General features: G+C 71.2%; 19 protein-coding genes. 10 read left to right on the forward strand and 9 right to left on the reverse strand.

Annotated features, from left to right (window positions below; genetic code table 11):
• Positions 1 to 70 precede the first annotated feature (70 nt).
• The 3 genes from WJM95_RS11990 to clpS all read right to left on the reverse strand — a co-directional run bounded on the left by WJM95_RS11990 (position 71) and on the right by clpS (position 2,833).
• Positions 71 to 1,522 carry an amino acid permease gene (locus WJM95_RS11990; RefSeq protein WP_339129580.1) on the reverse strand — a complete coding sequence of 484 codons (1,452 nt, stop codon included), beginning with the start codon at positions 1,520 to 1,522 and terminating at the stop codon, positions 71 to 73.
• A 334-nt stretch (positions 1,523 to 1,856) separates the two neighbouring features.
• Positions 1,857 to 2,462, reverse strand: a complete 606-nt coding sequence (locus WJM95_RS11995) for a DUF2017 domain-containing protein (RefSeq protein ID WP_339129581.1) — start codon at positions 2,460 to 2,462, stop codon at positions 1,857 to 1,859.
• A 53-nt stretch (positions 2,463 to 2,515) separates the two neighbouring features.
• The gene (clpS, locus tag WJM95_RS12000) at positions 2,516 to 2,833 is read right to left on the reverse strand and encodes an ATP-dependent Clp protease adapter ClpS (protein WP_339129582.1); all 318 of its coding nucleotides are present in this window, start codon (positions 2,831 to 2,833) and stop codon (positions 2,516 to 2,518) included.
• Between the two features lie 119 nt (positions 2,834 to 2,952).
• On the opposite strand from clpS, the gene WJM95_RS12005 reads away from it, so the two are divergent.
• Together WJM95_RS12005 and WJM95_RS12010 are read left to right on the forward strand one after the other, a co-directional pair.
• Positions 2,953 to 4,281 (forward strand): nicotinate phosphoribosyltransferase, encoded by a 1,329-nt coding sequence (locus WJM95_RS12005; RefSeq protein WP_339129583.1) that lies wholly within the window; start codon positions 2,953 to 2,955, stop codon positions 4,279 to 4,281.
• A 205-nt stretch (positions 4,282 to 4,486) separates the two neighbouring features.
• Positions 4,487 to 5,071, forward strand: a complete 585-nt coding sequence (locus WJM95_RS12010; protein WP_339129584.1) for an isochorismatase family protein — start codon at positions 4,487 to 4,489, stop codon at positions 5,069 to 5,071.
• 119 nt (positions 5,072 to 5,190) lie between these two features.
• Here WJM95_RS12010 and WJM95_RS12015 read toward each other — a convergent pair whose 3' ends face one another.
• Complete coding sequence (locus WJM95_RS12015; RefSeq protein WP_339129585.1) at positions 5,191 to 5,526, reverse strand: hypothetical protein; 336 nt, start codon at positions 5,524 to 5,526, stop codon at positions 5,191 to 5,193.
• A 132-nt stretch (positions 5,527 to 5,658) separates the two neighbouring features.
• The gene (locus tag WJM95_RS12020; protein ID WP_339129586.1) at positions 5,659 to 8,013 is read right to left on the reverse strand and encodes an immune inhibitor A domain-containing protein; all 2,355 of its coding nucleotides are present in this window, start codon (positions 8,011 to 8,013) and stop codon (positions 5,659 to 5,661) included.
• A 439-nt stretch (positions 8,014 to 8,452) separates the two neighbouring features.
• Between WJM95_RS12020 and WJM95_RS12025 the strand changes: the two genes are divergently transcribed.
• Complete coding sequence (locus WJM95_RS12025) at positions 8,453 to 8,770, forward strand: hypothetical protein (RefSeq protein ID WP_339129587.1); 318 nt, start codon at positions 8,453 to 8,455, stop codon at positions 8,768 to 8,770.
• A gap of 164 nt (positions 8,771 to 8,934) precedes the next feature.
• Here WJM95_RS12025 and WJM95_RS12030 read toward each other — a convergent pair whose 3' ends face one another.
• Together WJM95_RS12030 and WJM95_RS12035 are read right to left on the reverse strand one after the other, a co-directional pair.
• Positions 8,935 to 9,675: an RDD family protein gene (locus tag WJM95_RS12030; protein WP_339129588.1), complete on the reverse strand. Its 741-nt coding sequence runs from the start codon at positions 9,673 to 9,675 to the stop codon at positions 8,935 to 8,937.
• A 63-nt stretch (positions 9,676 to 9,738) separates the two neighbouring features.
• The gene (locus WJM95_RS12035; RefSeq protein ID WP_339129589.1) at positions 9,739 to 11,616 is read right to left on the reverse strand and encodes an RDD family protein; all 1,878 of its coding nucleotides are present in this window, start codon (positions 11,614 to 11,616) and stop codon (positions 9,739 to 9,741) included.
• Positions 11,617 to 11,895: 279 nt separating this feature from the next.
• Between WJM95_RS12035 and WJM95_RS12040 the strand changes: the two genes are divergently transcribed.
• Positions 11,896 to 12,414 (forward strand): SsgA family sporulation/cell division regulator, encoded by a 519-nt coding sequence (locus tag WJM95_RS12040; RefSeq protein WP_339129590.1) that lies wholly within the window; start codon positions 11,896 to 11,898, stop codon positions 12,412 to 12,414.
• Positions 12,415 to 12,458: 44 nt separating this feature from the next.
• Here WJM95_RS12040 and WJM95_RS12045 read toward each other — a convergent pair whose 3' ends face one another.
• On the reverse strand, positions 12,459 to 13,874 hold the full coding sequence (locus tag WJM95_RS12045; RefSeq protein WP_339129591.1) for an FAD-linked oxidase C-terminal domain-containing protein: 1,416 nt from the start codon (positions 13,872 to 13,874) through the stop codon (positions 12,459 to 12,461).
• Positions 13,875 to 13,966: 92 nt separating this feature from the next.
• Between WJM95_RS12045 and WJM95_RS12050 the strand changes: the two genes are divergently transcribed.
• A complete protein-coding gene (locus WJM95_RS12050; RefSeq protein WP_339129592.1) occupies positions 13,967 to 15,652 on the forward strand; it encodes a tetratricopeptide repeat protein in 1,686 nt (561 codons plus the stop codon).
• 139 nt (positions 15,653 to 15,791) lie between these two features.
• Here the strand turns inward: WJM95_RS12050 and hppD are convergent, their stop codons facing one another.
• Positions 15,792 to 16,937, reverse strand: coding sequence for a 4-hydroxyphenylpyruvate dioxygenase (gene hppD / locus WJM95_RS12055; RefSeq protein WP_339129593.1), 1,146 nt, complete (start codon positions 16,935 to 16,937; stop codon positions 15,792 to 15,794).
• A gap of 122 nt (positions 16,938 to 17,059) precedes the next feature.
• Here hppD and WJM95_RS12060 point away from each other — a divergent pair, with 122 nt between their 5' ends.
• The 5 genes from WJM95_RS12060 to WJM95_RS12080 are packed head-to-tail and all read left to right on the forward strand — an operon-like array spanning position 17,060 to position 21,347.
• Positions 17,060 to 17,530 carry an Lrp/AsnC family transcriptional regulator gene (locus WJM95_RS12060; protein ID WP_339129594.1) on the forward strand — a complete coding sequence of 157 codons (471 nt, stop codon included), beginning with the start codon at positions 17,060 to 17,062 and terminating at the stop codon, positions 17,528 to 17,530.
• Between the two features lie 23 nt (positions 17,531 to 17,553).
• Entirely contained in the window at positions 17,554 to 18,201 is a 648-nt protein-coding gene (locus tag WJM95_RS12065) for an ABC transporter permease (RefSeq protein ID WP_339129595.1), read from the forward strand.
• Positions 18,194 to 19,519: a betaine/proline/choline family ABC transporter ATP-binding protein gene (locus tag WJM95_RS12070; protein WP_339129596.1), complete on the forward strand. Its 1,326-nt coding sequence runs from the start codon at positions 18,194 to 18,196 to the stop codon at positions 19,517 to 19,519. Before WJM95_RS12065 ends, WJM95_RS12070 begins: the two co-directional genes overlap by 8 nt.
• Positions 19,516 to 20,382, forward strand: a complete 867-nt coding sequence (locus tag WJM95_RS12075) for an ABC transporter permease (protein WP_339129597.1) — start codon at positions 19,516 to 19,518, stop codon at positions 20,380 to 20,382. The genes WJM95_RS12070 and WJM95_RS12075 overlap by 4 nt, the downstream gene beginning before the upstream one ends.
• Entirely contained in the window at positions 20,379 to 21,347 is a 969-nt protein-coding gene (locus WJM95_RS12080) for a glycine betaine ABC transporter substrate-binding protein (protein WP_339129598.1), read from the forward strand. The genes WJM95_RS12075 and WJM95_RS12080 overlap by 4 nt, the downstream gene beginning before the upstream one ends.
• Positions 21,348 to 21,407 lie beyond the last annotated feature (60 nt).

Raw genomic sequence — 21,407 nt, forward strand, 5'->3', positions numbered from 1 at the left:
TGGTACGGGACGGCCCGTATGCCGGACGTCCTGAGCGGTGGCCCGGTGGGCCGGGCGTCCGTGGTGGCGGTCAGCCGACCTTTTCGAGCTCCGGCTCGCGGCGCTGGGTGACCTGGGGGTTGCGTGCCTTGAGGACCGCCCAGCCGACGGCCAGGGCGGCGGCCCAGACGGCCATCACGTACAGGCAGATGCGGGACTGGGCGTCGTAGGCGATCAGGCCGGTGACGAAGAGGAGGAACACGACGGCGACGTAGCTGCACTTGGCGCCGCCCGGGGCGGGGAAGGACGAGGCCGGGAGCCGGCCCGCGTCGACCGCGCGGCGGTAGAGGATGTGGCTGACGAGGATCATCAGCCAGGTCCAGATGCCGGCCGCGGTGGCCACCGAGGTGACGTAGCCGAAGGCCTTCCCGGGGGCGACGTAGTTGAGGATCACGCCGATGCCCATGAAGAGCACGGAGACCGTGACGCCGAACGCGGGCGTCTTGGTGGACGACAGCTTGCTGAAGACCTTCGGGGCCTCGCCGCTCTCGGCCAGGTTCCGCAGCATGCGGCCCGTGGAGTACATGCCGGAGTTGCAGGAGGACAGCGCTGCGGTGAGGACCACGAAGTTGACGATGCCGGCGCCCGCCGGGATGCCGATCTTCGCGAAGGCCGCGACGAAGGGGCTCACGTTCGGCGCGAACTCCGTCCACTTCACGACGCAGAGGATGACCGTGAGGGCGCCGACGTAGAAGAGGGCGATGCGCCACGGGAGGGTGTTGATGGCCTTCGGGAGGGTCTTCTCGGGGTCCTCGGACTCGCCCGCGGTGACGCCGACGAGCTCGACGGCGAGGTAGGCGAACATGACGCCCTGGAGGGTCATCAGGGACGAGCCGATGCCGTTGGGGAAGAAGCCGTCGAACTGCCACAGGTTGCTGACGGAGGCGGTGTCACCGGCGGAGCTGAAGCCGAAGGTCAGAACGCCGATGCCGATGATGATCATGCCGAGCAGGGCGGTGACCTTGACCATCGAGAACCAGAACTCGATCTCGCCGAAGAGCTTCACCGAGATCAGGTTCGCCACGAAAAGGACGATCAGGAAGACCAGCGCGGTCACCCATTGGTGGATCGCCGGGAACCAGTAGTGGACGTAGATGGCGGCGGCCGTGAGCTCGGCCATGCCGGTGACCACCCACATCAGCCAGTACGTCCAGCCGGTGAAGTAGCCGAAGAACGGGCCGAGGAACTCGCGGGAGTACTCGGCGAAGGAGCCCGAGACCGGGCGGTAGAGCAGGAGCTCGCCGAGCGCCCGCATGATGAAGAAGATGATCACGCCCGCGAGGGCGTACATCATGATCAGGCTGGGTCCGGCCTTGGCGATGTTCGCCCCGGCCCCCAGGAAGAGGCCGACGCCGATGGCGCCGCCGATCGCGATCATCTGGACCTGACGGCTGCCGAGCCCGCGCTCGTACCCCTCTTCGGGGGCGTCGCCGCCCACGGCCTCACTGCCGTCGTGAATCTTGCCGACCTGCGATGAGGTCATGTCTGGTGCGCCTTTCTCCATACCGGTCCGAGCCGGTCCCACGGCTTCGAATCGGTTTCCGATCCCCCCGGACAGGTGGAGCTTGTGCCTGGCCGGCGGTCCGCCGGCTCGGTGGCGCACCCGGCGGGACATGGGTGGTGTCCTGCCGGGCGGTCGTGAAGATTTATCACGGTGGCGGCGTTGATCGGGGGCGGCCGGTGTTGCGCAGACCACAGGAAGAACCGGACAAAACGATGAACCGCGCCCCAAAGGACGCGGTTACGGTGACGTGATCGTTATCCGGATTTGAGCGTCCGCTGAGCGACCGCCGGCGGTGCCGTGTGCGGTCGGCGGATCAGGGCAGAAGCGTGGTGACCAGCGTCTCCTGGAGGCCGCCCAGCCAGAGGTACGCCATCACCATCGGCTTGCGCGGGTCCTCGTCGGGGAGGCGGTAGAGGAGCTCGGTGTCCTCCTCGTCGACGACGTCGAGCCGCGAACCGATGGCCAGACGCAGGTCGTTCAGGGCGCGCAGCCACTGCTCCGACTGGGCGGCGGTCAGTTCCAGGACCGCTCCGCCGTCGCCGCCGGGTGTCAGCGCGTCGAGCGAGCGGATCACCGTGAGGGCGTTCTCGCGCTTGCCCGCGCGCAGGTCGTTCTCGGTGAAGCGGCGGAACTCGGCGGAGTGGGCCTGCTGCTCGTCGGCCTGCTCGGGCGTGTCGGCCTCGACGCCGGGTCCGCTGTAGGCGTCAGGGAACAGGCGCTTGAGGACCGGGTCGCTGGGCGGCTCGCTGGGGCCCTCGGCGAACAGCTCGGCGAGCGGGTCGGCGGAGGCGTTCTCCGCGGGGCCGGGACCGATGAGCTCCAGGAGCTGGACGGCGAGGGTGCGGATGATGGAGATCTCGACCTCGTCGAGCGCGACGGCCGCGCCGCCGCCGGGGAGCGGTTCGAAGTGTCCGGGCATGGAGTGAGTTCGCTACTTCCGGTCCTGCGGGCGGTCGGTTGACAGGGGGCCGGCTACCTCCGGTCCTGCTGAAGGGTGGCCCACAGACCGTAGCCGTGCATGGCCTGCACGTCGCGCTCCATCTCCTCGCGCGTGCCGCTGGAGACGACGGCCCGGCCCTTGTGATGGACGTCCATCATCAGCTTGGTGGCCTTGTCCTTGGGATAGCCGAAGTACGTCTGGAAGACATACGTCACGTAGCTCATGAGGTTGACCGGGTCGTTGTGGACGATCGTGACCCAGGGGACGTCCGGCTCGGGTACGGCGAAGACCTCCTCCGCCGACTCGGTCTTCTCGATCTCTAGAGGTGCGGGAGCCGTCACACCGCCCATGCTCCCACCAGAGGGGGTCACCCGCATAAACGGCCCCCGGGAAAGGGCCGCCACCACGGGAATCGCCGACCGGGAAACAGAAATCGTCAAACTGACGAGATGGGGGTACGATCCCTGCCATGAACACAGCGGACCTTGGGCTGCCGGTGGAAGTTCCGTCTACGGCGCTCTTCACGGACCAGTACGAGTTGACGATGCTGCAAGCCGCGCTCGCGGCCGGGACCGCCGGGCGGCGCTCGGTCTTCGAGGTCTTCACCCGCCGGCTGCCGGAAGGCCGGCGCTACGGAGTCCTCGCGGGCACCGGACGCGTCCTGGACGCCGTCGAGAACTTCCGCTTCGACCCGGACCTCCTCGGCTTCCTGCGCGAGCGCGGGATCGTGGACGAACCGACCCTGGAGTGGCTCGCCTCCTACCGCTTCGGCGGGGACATCTGGGGCTACCCCGAGGGCGAGGTGTACTTCCCGGGCTCGCCCGTCCTGCGGGTCGAGGGCAGCTTCGCGGAGTGCGTGCTCCTGGAGACGGTGATCCTCTCGGTCCTCAACCACGACTCCGCCATCGCGGCGGCCGCCTCCCGCATGGCCTCCGCCGCGGGCGACCGGCCGCTGATCGAGATGGGCGCCCGGCGCACCCACGAGCTGGCCGCCGTGGCCGCCTCGCGCGCCGCGTACATCGGCGGGTTCACCAGCACCTCCGACCTGGCCGCCGGTTTCCGCTACGGCATCCCGACCGTGGGCACCTCCGCGCACGCCTTCACGCTCCTGCACGACCACGAGCGGGACGCCTTCCGGGCCCAGGTGGACTCGCTGGGCCGCGGCACCACCCTGCTCGTGGACACCTACGACGTCGCCGAGGCGGTCCGCACGGCCGTCGAGGTCGCCGGGCCCGGACTCGGCGCGGTGCGCATCGACTCCGGCGACCTGCTGCTCGTCGCCCACCGGGTACGCCGGCAGCTGGACGAGCTGGGCGCGAGGGACACGAAGATCGTCGTGACCTCGGACCTCGACGAGTACGCCATCGCCTCGCTCGCGGCGGCGCCCGTGGACGCGTACGGCGTCGGCACCCAGCTGGTGACGGGATCCGGCCATCCGACGTGCTCGATGGTCTACAAACTGGTCGCCCGCGCCGAGTCGGCCGACCCCAGGGCTCCGCTGGTGCCGGTGGCCAAGAAGTCCACGGGCGGCAAGACGTCCGTCGGCGGCCGTAAATGGGCCGCCCGGCGCCTGGACGGACAGGGCGTCGCGGAGGCCGAGGTCGTCGGGGTGGGACCGGTGCCGGCCGACCTGGCCGACCAGCAGCTCCTGGCCGAGCTGGTCAAGGGCGGCCAGGTCCTGTCCCGGGAGCCGCTCGACGTCGTACGGGACCGGCACGCGCGGGCCCGCGCCCGGCTGCCGCTGTCCGCGACCCAGCTGTCGCGCGGCGAGCCGGTGATCCCCACCGAATACGTCTGAGACGTACGGGGCGAGTGGTGCGGGCGTTACCGGGGTGGCACCGCGCATGAACCCTCGGTGAGCGGGAATGCAACGGCAGCGTGCCCGCACGGGCCACGGAAACCGAATGCCCCCTCCCGCACCGCCCCGGAATTCTCTACGCTCGGTAGTTCAACGGCCGGGCCGCACCCTTGTCTGCCGCACCCATACCCGAAGGACACCGCCCATGCGCCGCGCCTTGATCGTCGTAGACGTGCAGAACGACTTCTGCGAGGGAGGCAGCCTCGCGGTGGCCGGGGGCGCCGACGTGGCCGCCGCCGTCACGGAGCTGATCGGGCAGGCGCCCGCCGGCTACCGGCACGTGGTCGCCACCCGGGACCTCCACATCGCCCCCGGGGGCCACTTCGCCGACAACCCCGACTACGTGCACTCCTGGCCCGCCCACTGCGTGGCCGGGACCGAGGGGGTCGGCTTCCACCCGAACTTCGCCCCTGCCGTCGCCTCCGGCGCGATCGACACGGTCTTCGACAAGGGCGCCTACGCGGCGGCGTACAGCGGCTTCGAGGGCGCCGACGAGAACGGGGTGCCCCTGGGCGACTGGCTGCGCGCCCGCGGGATCGGCGAGGTGGACGTGGTCGGCATCGCGACCGACCACTGCGTGAAGGCCACCGCCCTGGACGCGGCCCGGCAGGGCTTCCGCACGACCGTCCTGCTGGACCTGACCGCCGGGGTGGCGGAGGAGACGACGCAGCGGGCGCTGGAGGAGATGCGCGCCGCCGGGATCGAGCTCACGGGCAAGCCCGTCGTCTAGGCCCCGCCCGGGGGCCTCCCCGGCCCGGGACACGCCGGTGCCCGGGTCACGTCACGGCCCGGGACACGCCGGTGCCCGGGTCACGTCACGGCCCGGGTCACGCCGGTGCCCGGGTCACGTCACGGCTGGGGTGCCGGGCGTCTGAGCAGGGTCCTGACCGGGTGCCACAGCTCCTGGGAGAGCTCGGTGCAGCCGCTCTCGGGGGCGGTGCGCCATATGAGCCCGTCGGGATGGTGCAGAACGGCGGTGATCTCGTCCGGGGTCGGCGGGGCGGCGTTGCCCCGCAGGTAGACGGCGCGCAGCCCGAGGTTCCGCAGCCTGGTCAGGGCGCGGGCACGGTTCGGGGCGACGACCAGGAACCGCACGCAGCCACCCGCCCCACCCGCCGGACTGGGCAGGTTCAGCGCCACGACGACGCTGCCGTTGGGCAGTCTGGAGAAGCCTCCTGCGGCCATGCGGTCACACCCCCGTGTGAGTCGGTGTCGATGTCGGTGTCAATAAGCGGGGCACAGGACGCACCTAAACACGATCGGCGGCAACCCGCCAGGGGTTGCCGCCGATACGCTCTTGACCTGCGCAGATACCGATTACTTCACTGCGGGGCCGACCTTGAGGGAGATCGTCGAGCCATCCTTGGCCTGCTTGACGATCTCGATCTTGGTGTTGGTGTCAGTGACCTTGACACCGCCGGTCGGGTTCCGGTTGTCGTAGTAGTCGCTGGTGTGGTCGTTGAAGACCGACACCCCCTTCGACGACGGGATCCTCGTGGCGACGTCGGCGCTGTGCAGCGTGATCCCGCTCGTGCGGTACAGGCTGAACGGGGAGTCGTAGGCCTGGATGCGGTTGCGCATCAGCGTGCCGTTGTCCCACCACAGGGCCTTCGGGTGCGAGTCGATCGGAAGCGCGAGACCGACACCCGGGTGCTGGCTGGTGTTGTTGTCCGCCTGCGAGGTGTCCCACTTCCAGATCAACAGGCCGGTCTGGTACGGGTAGTGCTCCACCCAGTCCGGACGGGTCGTCGAGAAGCCGAAGTTGTACGGGCCGACCTTGAGGGTCTTGTCGTACGAGACGTACTGGCGGTTCTCCGCGATGTAGTACTGCGCGTAGCTCTTGGTGAACGAGGCGCCGATGCGGGAGAAGCCGGCGGCGGTCCAAGCGGGGTCGGCCGTCTCGGCGTTGTCCGTGAAGAGCGCGGTGCCGTCGGCGGTCACGCCGATCTCGTCGGCCGCGAAGCCCTTGAGCGCCACGCCGCCGTCGCTCTGGTAGCGGAAGCGGATGTCGATCTTCTTGCCCGCGTAGGCGTCGAGCGGGTAGACGAGCTTCTTGTACGTGTCGACCGTGCCGGTGAGGGCGGGCTTGTCGCTGCCGTCACGCGGGATGGCGGCGCCGTCCACCGTGCCGTCCAGGGCGGTCCAGTTGGCGCCGCCGTCGGTCGAGACCTCGGTGTACAGGTAGTCGTAGTTCGCCTCGATGTCGTACCAGCCGTCGAGGGTCAGCTTCGCCGAGGTCTTGCCCGTGAGGTCCACGGACCGGGTCAGCGTGTTCTTCAGGTTGTCACCGCTGCCGCTCCACCACTGGGACGAGCCCTGCGCGGGGTTGACGACCGTGGTCGTGACGTTCTTGTCCGGCAGGTTGACGACGAGTGCCTGCTTGTTCCAGGTGTTGTACTCGGCGACGCCCAGCTTGTGGGTGGACTGCTTGCCGGCCTTGGCGGTGTCGTAGTTCAGCCAGCCCAGCTGGAGCTTGTCCCAGGCGTTGAAGTCGCCGGGGAGGTCGCCGATGGACTGCTTGCCGGTGCCGAGCCAGGAGCCCGAGGACATCAGGGTCCAGAAACCGGTGGAGTTGTCGCCGCCGGCGGTGTCGTAGTGGTCCGGCAGACCGAGGTCGTGGCCGTACTCGTGGGCGAAGACGCCGAGTCCGCCGTTCTCCGGCTGGATGGTGTAGTCGCCGACCCAGATGCCGGAGTCGCCGATCTGCGCGCCGCCGAGCTTGTTGTCCGCGGGGCCCGTGGCGCCCGCGTCGGTGCCGAAGGCGTACCAGCGGTGGGCCCAGATCGCGTCCCTGCCCTGGGCGCCGCCGCCCGCGGACTCGTCCTCACCGGCGTGGACGATCTGGAAGTGGTCGATGTAGCCGTCCGGCTCGTTGAAGTTGCCGTCGCCGTCGTAGTCGTAGCGGTCCCACTGGTCGAACTGGGCCAGGTCCGACTTGATGGCCGCGTCGGTCTTGCCGGCCGCCTTCTGCTGGGCGACCCAGGCCGTGACGCCGTCCTTGACGACGTTCCACACGCTCGGGCAGTTGGTGCTGCCGCAGGCGTTGTTGCCGTAACGCGCCTCGTTGTAGGGCACCTTGACCCAGTCGGCGACCTCGCCGTCGACCGAGTAGCGGCCCGAGGACTGCGTCTCGTAGAACTTCTTCATCGACTCGGTGTTCTTGCCGGTGCCGAAGTAGAGGTTCTGGAAGTGCTTCTGGTTGTAGTCCGCCTGCCAGGCCGTGCTGTTGTCCTTCGCACGGTCCGGCGCGGCTATCTGGTTGTGCGCGGGCCCGGCGGTGCCACCGAACTTGGGGTCCGTCTTGTCGCCGAACTCGACCAGGATGGTGAAGATCTTGTCGGTCTTCTCGCGGCCGAGCTCCACGTACTTGGAGCTGCCCTTCCTGCTCTTCAGCTGGACGACCTTGGAACCGTGACGGTTCTGCACCTTGGCGTCGCCGGAGATGACCTGGTTCAGCGCCTCCTGGCGCTGGGCGTTCTGGGTCTTGCTCAGCGGGCCGTCCAGGTCGTGATCGACCGTGTTCCGGACCGGCTGGGGGTCGTGGCGTTCCACGACCGGTGACGCGTGGGCCGCATCGGCCTGCGCCACGGCGTACGTAGAGAACGTGGCGGTGGCCGCCGCGAGGGCGACGCCCACCGCGGCTGCTCTGAACGTCCATGGTCTGTTGGTCACTTGATGTCCTCCCCCGCGCACGTTCGCGCGGAGGGGGTTCCGGGTCATGGAGGTCCGCGCGCGCTACGCGATTCAAGTGACGACATTTGACCGGAGTTACCAAAGAAAAAACAGATCTTGACTTGAACCTGGCAAGTGCATTATGCGGAGCCTACGTTCGGTATCCGGACGACCGAAAAATCACCAACGGGCGCGCTCCCACGCCCACTTGCCGGCCGTGATGACTCCGTGCGCCCCCTGTGCACCGGCACCGTGGGTAAGGTCACGCTTACCGGACGTTCCACTCGGGCATGCAGGCGAATAGAGTCGATTGGCGAAGCGTCGGAGACCGGCGGACAGCCACGTCGACACCGTTGTCCCACCCCCGACATCTATCCGCACCCTCCCCCATCGCGAGAGGCACCCGGGGGGAGAACCCCCATCCGAGGACACGATTGCCATGCCTCGTCCGACCGCCGCACAGCTCGTCTACGGTTCCTGCACCGTGATCTTCTCCACCCTCGCCATGCTGCTGCTGTCACAGACGAGTTCGAGTCTGGGGATCGTGCTGATCACCCTCTCGGCGCTCGCTCTCGGACTGCTGGTGGCCATGACGGTCCCGCTGCCGAAGCCCTCACCGGCCGCCGCCGCACCCGTCGTCCACGAGCGAGTGCCGGCGCAGCGCGAGACCGCGTCCGTGTCCCTGTCCTCGTCCGTACCCGTGTCCGCCTCCGCGTCCCTGGCGCCCGAGCCGGTGCGCGAACCCGCGGGGCCCTGAAGCCGCGTACCCGAGCCCGCGCGACCCGGTCCCCGTGCGGACCGGCGGACCGCGGGCACCCCGGCCTCGTACCGCGACGGCGGGCCCGTGAACCACGGGCCCGCCGTCGCGATGTGCTCCCCCTCCGCCCTGCCCTCCGGTGCGGCGATGCCCCGCCCGAGCCGTCAGCCGGTGGTGTCGACCACCACCGTCTTGGCCGCCTTGTCGTGCAGGCCCTGCTTGTAGGGCTTGTCGAAGAAGCTCCAGCCGCCCGCGATCGCCGTCCAGATGCAGGCGCAGCAGAACGCGAACGGGATCCACAGGACCAGGGCGCGGATCAGGGAGGTCTGCACGGAGGGCGTCGAGCCGTTGTCGAGGTTGGCGACCCGGTGGTTGAACAGCCGCTTGCCGAGGGTCTGGCCCGTCTTGCTGATCATCACGGTGTCGTAGGCGACATAGAGCACCGCGGCCACCAGGGACTGCCCGAGCGACTTGCTGTACTCGATCTTGTTCGAGTCCATGTTGTACTCGGTGACCCCGAACGCCCAGGACAGCAGCCACACCACGATGCCCACCAGGATCATGTCCAGGATCCTCGCCAGCACCCGTTTCCCGCTGTCCGCGAGCGGCGGCATGCCGGCGAGCGGGTCGCCACCGTAGGGACCGCCGCCGCTGTAGGGGTCACCGCCCCCCTGGTACGGTCCCCCGCCCTCGCCGTAGGGACCTCCGCCGAACGGGGGCGGCTCGCTGCCGTAGGGCGGGGTCCCCTCGCCCGAGGGGGGCGGAGGGTCGTAGGGGGAACCGCCGCCGGACGGAGGCGGCGGGTCGTACGGGGAGCCCGTTCCCTCTCCCGGTGGGGGCTGCTTCTTGAACGGGTCGTCGTCCGGTGGCCGGCCGGGGCCCGGGGGCGGCGGTTCGCTGCTCATGGCCCGAGTCGACCGCGAACCCCCCGGCTCCGCATCCGGCGAAGGGCCGTCCGGGGGACGGGATTACCGGGCCGGCCCCGCCACGAAGGTGTGCGCCGCCTTGTCGTGCCAGCCCTGGCTCCAGGGCTTGTCGAACAGGCACCACAGGACGCCGACGAAACCGACGGCCAGCAGGCACGGAACGCTGAGGACGAGCCAGCGGACCAGGGCCCGTCCGAAGTCCGGCGGTTCGTGGCCCTCGATGTCGCGCACCTCGATGCCGAACAGCCTCTTGCCGAGCGTACGGCCCCACTTGGCGGTGGGCAGGACTTCGTAGAGGACGCCGAAGACGAGCAGGACGGCGAGGACGGCGCCGAGGCAGGAGGCGGTCGTGCCGTCGAGGAGCCAGACGGTGACCTTCTCGCCCGACAGCCTGGCCGCGTCGATCTTCCCGTCGATGTGGTCGACCGCCCTGGTGCCCAGCGGCAGCGCGGCCGCCGCGGTGACCCCGGCGACGACGACGGTGTCCACCAGCCGGGCGGCGAGCCGTCTGCCGGGGCCGGAGGGGCGGACCGCCGCCTGGCGGCGCGCGGCGGCCTGGAACACGTCGTCGACCGGCGGCTTCCACGGCGTCACCCGCCCGCCGTCCTCGGCCGGGTCGCCCGCGAGCTGGTGCACCTGCTGCGCCCAGGAGGGCTGACCGCCACCGGCCCCTGCGGCCAGGGGGGCGGAGGCGCCGGGCTGTTGGGGGACGACGGGGGCGGGCGCGGGCGTTCCCGCGGACGGCTGTGCGGCCGCCCCGGCCCCGGAACCGCCACCGGCCGACGCTGCGGGTGCGGAGGACGCGGCGGACGGACCGGGAGCGGCGGCACCGCTTCCGATACGGCCACCGGGCTGCGCGGCGGACGCGGATGACGCGGGAGTACTGGTCGCGGGACTGCCACCGGCCTGCGCCGAGGGGGCACCGGTCCCGAAGGGGCCACCGGCCTGCGCCGAGGGCGCCGGGCTACCGGTTCCGGGACGGCCGTCGGCCCGCGCGGCGGATGCCGGGGACGGGCCGGGCTCGGGGGCCGGGGCCGAGGGGGCGGACACGCCCGGCGCACCGGCCTGACCCGTGCCCCCGCTCCGCTGCTCCGTACGCGGGGAGGGCGCGCGCAGCGCCGTGTCGCCTCCGGCGGTGACGGGGTCCGGTGCGGCGGGAGTGGCGGCCGGGCGCCCCGGCGCGGAGTGCCCGGCCGCGGCCACGGACCCGCCCGGGCTCCCGCTCCAGGCGTCGGCTCCGCCCGAACTCGCCTCCCCCGTAAGGCCCGTACCCCTCGCACCGCCCGTACCGCTCGCGCCCTGAGCGCCCTGAGTGCCCTGAGCGCCCTCGGGTCCCGTGGACAGTGCCGGGCCCGCGGGGCGGTGGAAGACCACGGGGCCCGCGGTCGACGGGGGCCGGGGAGCGCCGGAGTCGGCGGGCGGGATCGTCGTCGTGCCGTCCGTGCTCGCGGAGGCCCCGTCGGGCGGGCTCACCGGGTCGGCGGCGCGCGGGTCGGACCCCTTGGGCGCGCCCCAGGAAACCCGGCGGTCCTGGTCGCCGCCGAAGCCGGACTGCCGGGAGCGGTCGGCGCCCCACGAGGCGGCGGGCTCGGGCCGGCTCCCGTGCTGGGACTCGGCGGGGGCGGCGGCGCGGGGCTGCGGGTCCTCGTCGAAGAAGTGCGGGCCCGTCTCCTCCGTGACCGGAACCGCCGTCTGCCCGCGTGAGGCCGTGAACTCGGGGGAGGACGCCGGAGCGGGCACCTGCGCGGGACGCACCACGGCGGGCGGGGCGAGCGCCTCGCCGCCCGACGGCGCCGGGCGGCTCGTGCCCGGCACCCAGGCGGCGCCGTTCCAGTACCGGACGTATCCGGGGATGGAGGGGTCCGGGTAATACCCTTCGCGGGGCCTGTCGTCACCAGGGGCCGGGGTTGGGGCGCTCATGTCCGTCGTCCCGTATCTGCTCGGGGGTCGTGTGGAAGGACCACATCTACCAGACCGGCGCACGCGTCACGTCCGGTCCCGCCGTACCCACTCCTTTAGGGCGAGGTTCCGCCCCGTCCCGCGGCCCGGGGGCCGAGGCTGTACGCGGTGCGCCCGGAGGGAGCCCGAAGCGGGCCCGAAAGAATTCCGCGAACCCGCGTAATGGCCGCGGCGCGAGGCGCTCTCCACTCGTACGGGCCCACCCACAGGAGCCCGTACGACGAAAGGGAGCGCTTCGACATGCACACCGTGGTGGAACGCGAGCTGGAGCTTCATCTCGTCCTGTCGCCCGAGCACAGCATCCCGGTACCGGCGCGGCTGAGTTACCGCGCCGCCGACCCGTACGCCGTCCGCATCATCTTCCACATCGGCTCCGACCATCCCGTCAACTGGACGTTCGCCCGCGAGCTGTTGGTCGAGGGGGTGTTCCGGCCCTGCGGCCACGGCGACGTGCGGGTGTGGCCGACCAAGGTCGGCGGCCGGAGCGTCGTCCTGATGGCGTTGAGCTCGCCGGACGGCGACGCGCTCCTGGAGGCGCCCGCCGCGCAGATCACCGCCTGGCTCGAGCGCACCCTCAGGGTGGTCCCGCCGGGCACCGAGGCCGGGCAGCTCGGCATCGACGCCGGTCTGGCCGAGCTGCTCGCGCCGTCCCCCCGGCTCTCGGCCTCGCTCGACCAGACGGGAGCCCCCTCCCCCGACGATCTGTGGCTGCGCGACCCGTGGCCGTCGGACGAGTCGGCGGACGGCGAACAGTCCTGACGGGCCGCCGGACGGCCGGACGGAGGAACGAGCGGTCCCGGGGCTCAGAACAGCTTGCCGGGGTTCAGCAGGCCCAGGGGGTCGAAGGCCGCCTTGATGGCCCGCTGCATCTCCACGCCCACCGGGCCGATCTCGCGGGCCAGCCACTCCTTCTTCAGCACGCCCACGCCGTGCTCACCGGTGATCGTGCCGCCGAGTTCCAGACCGAGGGCCATGATCTCGTCGAAGGACTCGCGGGCGCGCCGGGACTCGTCGGGATCGGACGCGTCGAAGCAGACGGTGGGGTGCGTGTTGCCGTCGCCCGCGTGGGCGCAGACGCCGATGGTCAGGGCGTACTTCTCGGCGACGCGCTCGATGCCGTCGAGCATGTCGGCGAGCCGGGAGCGCGGCACGCACACGTCGTCGATCATCGTGGTGCCCTTGACCGCCTCCAGCGCGGTGAGCGACAACCTCCGCGCCTGGAGCAGCAGTTCGGACTCCGCGGCGTCCTCGGCGGGGACGACCTGGGTCGCTCCGGCGGCCTCGCAGAGGGCGCCGACGAGGGCGAGGTCGGCCGCCGGGTCGTGGGTGTCGAAGGCGGCGAGCAGCAGCGCCTCGGTGGTCTCCGGGAGGCCCATGTGCGCGAGGTCGTTGACGGCCTTGACGGTCGTACGGTCCATCAGTTCGAGCAGGGACGGGACATGGCCGCCCTCCATGATCCGGCAGACGGCGTCGCAGGCGGCCCGCGCCGAGCCGAACTCGGCGGCCAGGACGAGCTGTTGGGGCGGCTGCGGCTTCAGCGCGAGCACGGCCCGTACGACGATGCCGAGCGAGCCCTCGGAGCCCACGAAGAGGCGCGTGAGGTCGTATCCCGCGACGCCCTTGGCGGTCCTGCGCCCGGTGGACATCAGCCGCCCGTCGGCGAGGACGACGTCGAGGCCGAGGACGTACTCGGCCGTCACCCCGTACTTCACACAGCACAGGCCGCCGGAGGCCGTGCCGATGTTGCCGCCGATCGTGCACGTCTCCCAGCTGGAGGGGTCCGGCGGGTAGTACAGGCCGTGTTCGCCGACGGCGCGCGAGAGCGTGGCGTTGACGACCCCGGGTTCGACGACGGCGATGCGGTCGACGGGGTTGATCTCCAGGACGCGGTCCATCCGCACCAGGGACAGGACCACGCAGCCGTCGGTGGCGTTGGCCGCTCCGGACAGGCCGGTGCGGGCGCCCTGCGGGACGACGGGGACGCGCAGTTCGGTCGCGACGCGCATGACGTGCTGGACCTGCTCGACCGTGCGGGGCAGCACGACCACGGCGGGACGTCCCGCCTCGCAGAAGCTCGCCATGTCGTTGGCGTAGGAGACCGTGACGTCCGGGTCGGTCAGGACGGCCTCGGCCGGCAGACCGCTCAGCAGACGGTCGAGGAGGCCTCCGGCCGCTGCCGTGTCCTCATCGCGCGGGGCTTCGATACGGCTCATGATCACAGGTTCGCACCCGGGGCCATCGGTGTGAACCCCATACGCCCGGGGCTTCACGTGCCCGGGCCGGGTCTTCGTATTGACGCACAGTGAAGGGCATGGAGATCGAAGAGCGACAGCCGGTGTCCGCCGGGGCAGGACGCGCGGCGGCCCCCGGCGCGCGGTCGGGGGAACCCGCCGGCGGGCAGTCCCCGGAGTCCGCGGGCCCGCGCCGCTCCCCGCTCGCCCGGCGCCCGCTGATCGCGGCGGTGGCCGGCTGTGCCGTGCTCGGCGGTGTGCTGGTGCTGCTGCCCTCAGCGGACCGGGACGGGGCGCCCCGGCCCGCCCCGGGTCCGGCGGCGCGGGCGGTGAGCGCGGTGGAGGCCGGGGTGCCGGCGGCGCTGCCCGATCTCGCCGCGCTCGTCCGCGACCGCGAGGCCCGGGTGCGGGCCCGTCCGCGGGACGACGTGTCGTGGGCGGTGCTCGGGGCCGCCTACACCGAGCGGGCGCGGCGGACGGCGTCGGTCGCGTCCTACCCGAAGGCCGAGAACGCCCTGCGCACCTCGCTGAGGCTGCGGCCCAAGGACAACGCGGCGGCGCTGGAGGGACTGGCCTCCCTCGCGGGCGCGCGGGGCGACTTCCGGGCCGCGAGGCAGTGGGGCGAGGCCGCGGCGAAGCAGGCGCCGAAGCGGTGGACGGCGTATCAGGTGCTCGTCGACGCGTACAGCGGGCTCGGTGACTACAAGGCCGTGGGCCGGGCGCTCGACACGCTGCTGGCCCTGCGCAAGGGGCCGGCGGCGCAGGCCGTCGCTGCGCGCGTGTACCGGGACCGGGGCCGGCGCGAGGACGCGGCGGCGGCGATCTCGGACGCCGCGGCGGGCGCGGCGGGCCCGGCCGAACAGGCGGCCTTCCTCACGCAGGCGGGGGATCTCGCGTGGGAGCGCGGCGACCGCCGGGAGGCCCTTGACCACTACCGGGCCGCGGTGCGGACGGACGCAGGCGCCTACGACGCGCTGGCCGGGCAGGGGCGTGCGCTGGCGGCGCTGGGGCGCACCGCGGAGGCGCTGCGCGCGTACCGGACGGCGCTCGCCGAGCGGCCCGTGCCGCGGTACGCGCTGGAGCTCGGCGAGCTGTACGACCAGCTCGGACGCGGCGCGGACGCGCGGGCGCGGTACGACCTGGTGCGGGAGCTGGTGCGGCGGGACGGCGCCGCGGGCGTGGACGACGAGCCGGTCCTCGGGCTCTTCGAGGCGGACCACGGCGACCCGGGGGAGGCGGTACGGGCGCTGCGGGCCGAGTGGCGGCGGCAGCCCGGCATCGCGGTGGCGGACGCGCTGGGCTGGGCGCTGCACCGGGCCGGGGACGACAAGGAGGCACTGGACTTCGCCGTACGGGCCACGGACGCGGAGCACGGGGGCGGTGTGCGCAGCGCGCTGTACGCGTACCACCGGGGGCGGATCGAGAGTGATCTGGGGCTGTCGGGTCCGGCCCGCCGGCATCTCGCCGAGGCGCTGCGGATCAACCCGTACTTCTCGCCGCTGCTGGCGCCCCAGGCCCGGGAAGCCCTGGCGGCGCTCGGCGATCCGCCGGCGGGCGGGCCGCCTGACGAGTCGGAGGACGCGGAGGGGGCGGGGGATCCGGAGGGGTCCGGCCGCTCCGGTGATCCCGCGGGGACGACGGGCGCGGCGGGCCCTTCGGGGACCGCACGGGCGGGGGCGGCCGCTCCGGCGCCGTCACCCGGCTCCTCGGGCCCGGCGGCCCCGGCTGTCCCGCCGAACGCGCCGGGAGGGCCCGCGTCCCGCTGAGCCGCACGCCGGACGGGTCCGGTGGGCGCCGTGACGGCGTCCACCGGACCCGTGGGAACCGGACAGACTCAGGGGAACCGGACGGGCCCGGAACACTCCCACGGCCCGTCCCCCGCGGCCCGGAGACCGCCCCGGTGGCTCAGAGGTTGCCGCGCTTCTCCTGCTCGCGCTCGATCGCCTCGAAGAGGGCCTTGAAGTTGCCCTTGCCGAAGCCCATCGAGCCGTGGCGCTCGATCATCTCGAAGAAGACGGTCGGACGGTCCTGGACCGGCTTGGTGAAGATCTGGAGCAGGTAGCCGTCCTCGTCGCGGTCGACGAGGATCTTCAGCTCGCGCAGGGTGTCGACGGGGACCCGGGTGTCGCCGGCCCACTCGCCGAGCGTGTCGTAGTACGAGTCCGGGGTGTCGAGGAACTGGACACCGGCCGCGCGCATGGCCCGTACGGTCGCGACGATGTCGTTCGTGTTCAGCGCGATGTGCTGGACGCCCGCGCCGCCGTAGAACTCCAGGTACTCGTCGATCTGGGACTTCTTCTTGGCGATGGCGGGCTCGTTGATCGGGAACTTGACCTTGAGCGTGCCGTCGGCGACGACCTTCGACATCAGCGCGCTGTACTCGGTCGCGATGTCGTCGCCCACGAACTCCTTCATGTTCGTGAAGCCCATGACCTCGTTGTAGAAGCCGACCCACTCGTTCATCCGGCCGAGCTCGACGTTGCCGACGCAGTGGTCGATGGCCTGGAAGGTGCGCTTGGCCGACGGCTCGACGATCGGGGCGGCGGCCACGTACCCGGGCAGGTAGGGGCCGTCGTAGCCGGAGCGGTCGACGAGGGTGTGGCGGGTCTTGCCGTAGGTCGCGATGGCGGCGAGGACGACCGTGCCGTTCTCGTCCTTCATCTCGTACGGCTCGGCGACCGAGGCGGCGCCGTGCTCGATCGCGTAGGCGTACGCGGCGCGGGCGTCCGGGACCTCGATGGCGAGGTCGACGACGCCGTCGCCGTGCTCCGCCACGTGCTCGGCCAGGAAGTGGCCCCAGGTGGTGGCGGGCTTGATCACCGAGGTGAACACGAAGCGGGCGGAGCCGTTCTCGAGGACGTACGAGGCCGTCTCGCGGCTGCCGTTCTCCGGTCCGGAGTACGCGACGAGCCGCATGCCGAAGGCTGTGGAGTAGTAGTGCGCGGCCTGCTTGGCGTTGCCGACGGCGAAGACGACCGCGTCCATTCCCTTGACCGGGAAGGGATCGGCCTGCCGGGCGGTGTCGGGAGTGTGGTGTGTGGTCTGCGTCATGGCCGCAGGCTCCCTCCGTTCCGCAAGGTGCGCAATAGTTCGCCTGTCGACTGAACAATATGTGCAGCGCGAGGCCCGGACCGTCGGGCTTTCTGTACATGATGACCATCTCGGAGGCCGCCATGGCGATCGATCATCTGGACGGGCGGCTGCTCGTGCTGCTGGCGAGGGAGCCGCGCATCGGGGTGCTGGAGATGTCGCGGCGGCTCGGGGTGGCGCGCGGCACCGTGCAGGCCCGGCTGGACCGGCTTCAGTCGAACGGAGTCATCCGGGGCTTCGGTCCGCAGGTCGACCCGACCGCGCTCGGCTACCCGGTGACGGCGTTCGCCACGCTCCAGATCCGGCAGGGCCAAGGCGCCGACGTACGGGCCCACTTGACGACCGTGCCCGAGGTGCTGGAGCTGCACACGACGACCGGCAGCGGGGACATGCTGTGCCGTCTCGTGGCCCGCTCCAACGCCGATCTCCAACGTGTGATCGACCGGGTCGTCGGTTTTGATGGCATCGTCCGGGCCTCCACGGCGATCGTCATGGAGAACCCGGTTCCCTTGAGGATCATCCCGCTCGTGGAACAGGCGGCGACCGAGGGCTGAACCGAGAGGCGGGGTGAGCCGGCGTGAACTTCTGGCAATACCTGAGCAGCCGCCACGAGCAGCTGCTCACGGACGCCTATCAGCACGCCAGCGCGGTCTTCCAGTGCATGGTCGTGGCGACCCTCATCGGCGTGCTGATCGGCGTCGTCACCTACCGCAGCGACTGGGCGGGCAACCTCGCCACCACGACGACGTCCGCCATCCTGACCATTCCCTCGCTGGCCATGATCGGTCTGCTCATTCCGATCGTGGGCCTGGGCGTCCCGCCGACCGTGATCGCCCTGACCCTGTACGGGCTGCTGCCGATCGTGCGCAACTCGATCGTCGGCCTGCGCGGTGTCGATCCCTCGCTGGTCGACGCGGCCCGGGGCATCGGCATGTCACGGGTGGTCCGGCTGGTGCGGGTCGAACTGCCGCTGGCCTGGCCGCCGATCCTGACCGGCATCAGGATCGCCACGCAGATGCTCATGGGCATCGCGGCCATCGCCGCCTACGCCTCAGGACCCGGCCTCGGCAACGAGATCTTCCGTGGCATCAGCTCCCTGGGCAGCAAGAACGCGCTCAACCAGGTGCTCGCGGGCACGGTCGGGATCATCATCCTGGCGCTGCTCTTCGACGCCGCCTACGTCCTGCTCGGCCGGCTGACCATTCCGAGGGGGATCCGTGCCTGAGACCGCAGAGACCGCCGAGGGCCCCGCGGACGCCGAGCGCTCCGCCGGCGCCGCGGGGGACGCGCACTCCGGGGGCGGGGGCACCTCGTCCACCACCGGCGCCACCATCGAGCTGGAGAACCTCACCAAGCGCTACCCGGGCAGCCGCGACGCGGCCGTCGACAGCGTCAACATGGAGATCAAGGCCGGTGAGCTGGTCGTCTTCGTCGGCCCGTCGGGCTGCGGCAAGTCGACCACACTGAAGATGATCAACCGGTTGATCGAGCCGAGCGGCGGCCGCATCCGCATCGGCGGCGAGGACGTCACCGACATGGACCCGGTGAAGCTGCGCCGCAAGGTCGGCTACGCCATCCAGTCCTCCGGGCTCTTCCCGCACATGACGGTCGCCCAGAACATCGCGCTGGTACCGCGGATGACGGGCTGGCCCAAGGCACGGGTCACGGCCCGGGTCGAGGAGATGCTGGACCTGGTGGGGCTCGACCCCGGCGAGTTCCGGGGCCGCTATCCGCGCCAGCTCTCCGGCGGCCAGCAGCAGCGCGTCGGCGTGGCGCGGGCACTGGCCGCCGACCCGCCCGTGCTGCTCATGGACGAGCCGTTCGGCGCGGTGGACCCGATCACCCGCGACCACCTCCAGGACGAACTGATCCGCCTCCAGCACGAGCTGCACAAGACGATCGTCTTCGTGACGCACGACTTCGACGAGGCCATCAAGCTGGGCGACCGGATCGCGGTGCTGCGCGAGCACTCCCACATCGCGCAGTTCGACACCCCGGAGGCGATCCTCACCAACCCGGCCGACGACTTCGTGTCGGGGTTCGTGGGCGCGGGCGCCGCGCTGAAGCGGCTCAACCTCAGCCGCGTACGGGATGTGGAGATCACCGACTATCCGACGGTCACCGTCGACGATCCGCTCCAGGAGATCTTCGGCAAGCTCCGCTCCAGCGGTACGAACGAGATCCTGCTGCTCGACAGGCGGGGCCGCCCCTACAAGTGGCTGCGGCGCGGCGATCTGATGCGGGCCAAGGGCTCCCTGGCGCGCGCGGGCACGCTGGTGCACGACACCGTGACCCGGGACGCGACCCTGCGGGACGCTCTGGAGGCGGTGCTCACGGACAACTCGGGCCGGGTCCCGGTCACCGGGCGGCGCGGCGAGTACACCGGGGTGGTGGACATGGAGACGCTGATGAACTCCGTGCACGAACTCCTGGAGGCCGACCGCCTCGAAGCCATGGAGCACCAGCACGAACTGGAGGAGGCGCGCGCGCACCAGACCCAGTTCGAGCAGGAGGGCGTCGACGGCGGGGAGGAGAAGGCGTGAGCACACCGCCCGCGTCCCGGCGTCCCGAGGGCGAGCACGAGGTCAAGGGGGTCGCCTTCCGCGACGACAGCGAGGGGGACGGCGAGGGCGAGCGGGAGGCTCCGCCGCCGCACGCGCCCCCGAAGCGCCGGATCAGCTGGCAGAAGCTGACCTTCCTGCCGGCCGTGCTGATCGCTCTGCTGCTGGGCACCTGGATCTGGTTCCAGCAGGCCGACCTCGACGCGATCTCCAAGAACGCCCTGTCCAACGGCCAGGTGTCCAAGGCCCTGTGGCAGCACATCCAGCTGACGGTGATCTCCACGTTCTTCGTGCTGATCATCGCGATCCCGGCGGGGATCCTGCTGACCCGCAAGGCGTTCCGCAAGCTGACCCCGCTCGCGATGACGATCGCCAACATGGGGCAGGCGACCCCGGCGATCGGTCTGCTGGCGCTGCTCGTGATCTGGCTCGGCACGGGCGAGAAGTCGGCCCTCATCGGCATCACGATCTACGCGATCCTGCCGGTGCTGTCCAACACGATCACCGGTCTGAAGGCCAACGACCCGACCCTGCTGGAGGCGGCGCGCGGTATCGGCATGTCACCGCTGGGCGTGCTCACCCGGGTCGAACTGCCGCTGGCCGTGCCGCTGATCCTCGCGGGCGTGCGTACGGCGCTGGTCCTGAACGTGGGCACCGCGACCCTCGCCACGTTCGGCGGGGGCGGCGGCCTCGGCGTGCTGATCACCACCGGGATCACCACGCAGCGCATGCCGGTCCTGGTCCTCGGCGCGATCCTCACCGTCGCGCTGGCGCTCCTGGTCGACTGGCTGGCGTCGCTGGCGGAACTGCTGCTGCGGCCGCGCGGTCTGGAGGTGGGGACATGAGGCGGGCGCGTGTTCCCGCGGCGCTGGCCGCCGTTCTCGTCCTGGCCTCCGCGTGCGGTCTGACCAGCGGCTCCCCCATGACGGACAACGTCAAGCCGGGGACCATCGGGCAGGGCGAGCCGCTCAAGGGCGCGAACCTCACGGTGGCGTCGAAGGAGTTCACCGAGCAGCTGATCCTCGGCGCGATCATGGGTATCGCGTTCCAGGCGGCGGGCGCGAAGGTGATCGACCGCACCGGCATCCAGGGCTCGATCGGCGCGCGCGAGGCCATCAAGAACGGTGACGCGGACGCCATGTACGAGTACACGGGCACCGCGTGGATCACGTATCTCGGCAACAGCGAGCCGATCCCGGACCCGCAGAAGCAGTGGCAGGCCGTGCACGACGCGGACCCCAAGAACGGGGTCACCTGGCTGCCGCCGTCCGCCCTGAACAACACCTACGCGCTGGCCATGAACCAGGCCAACTTCAAGAAGTACGGCACGACCACCCTGTCCGGCGTGGCCGCGCTCTCGAAGTCGGACCCGAGCGCGGTGACCCTGTGCGTGGAGAGCGAGTTCGCCAACCGGGCCGACGGGCTGCCGGGCATGGAGAAGGCGTACGGCATGCACATCCCCGCGAAGAACATCACGCAGATGGACACCGGGATCATCTACACCCAGGTGGCGAAGGGGAGTTGCACGTACGGGGAGGTGTTCACCACCGACGGGCGCATCAAGTCGATGAACCTGGTGGTGATGAAGGACGACAAGAAGTTCTTCCCCAACTACAACGCGGCCCCGGTCATCAACACCAAGGCCCTGAAGAAGTATCCGCAGATCGCCGAGGTCATCGAACCGGTGACGAAGAAGCTGAACAACACGGTGGCGCAGGACCTCAACGCGAAGGTGGACGTCCAGGGCCAGGACCCGCACGAGGTGGCGCTGGACTGGATGACGTCGGAGGGGTTCGTGAAGCAGGACTGACCGGGTTCGTGGAGGTTTGACCGATCGCGCGGCGCGATCCGGAGAAGTAGTTGCAAAGAA

Source organism: Streptomyces sp. f51, from assembly GCF_037940415.1.
Lineage (GTDB): Bacteria > Actinomycetota > Actinomycetes > Streptomycetales > Streptomycetaceae > Streptomyces.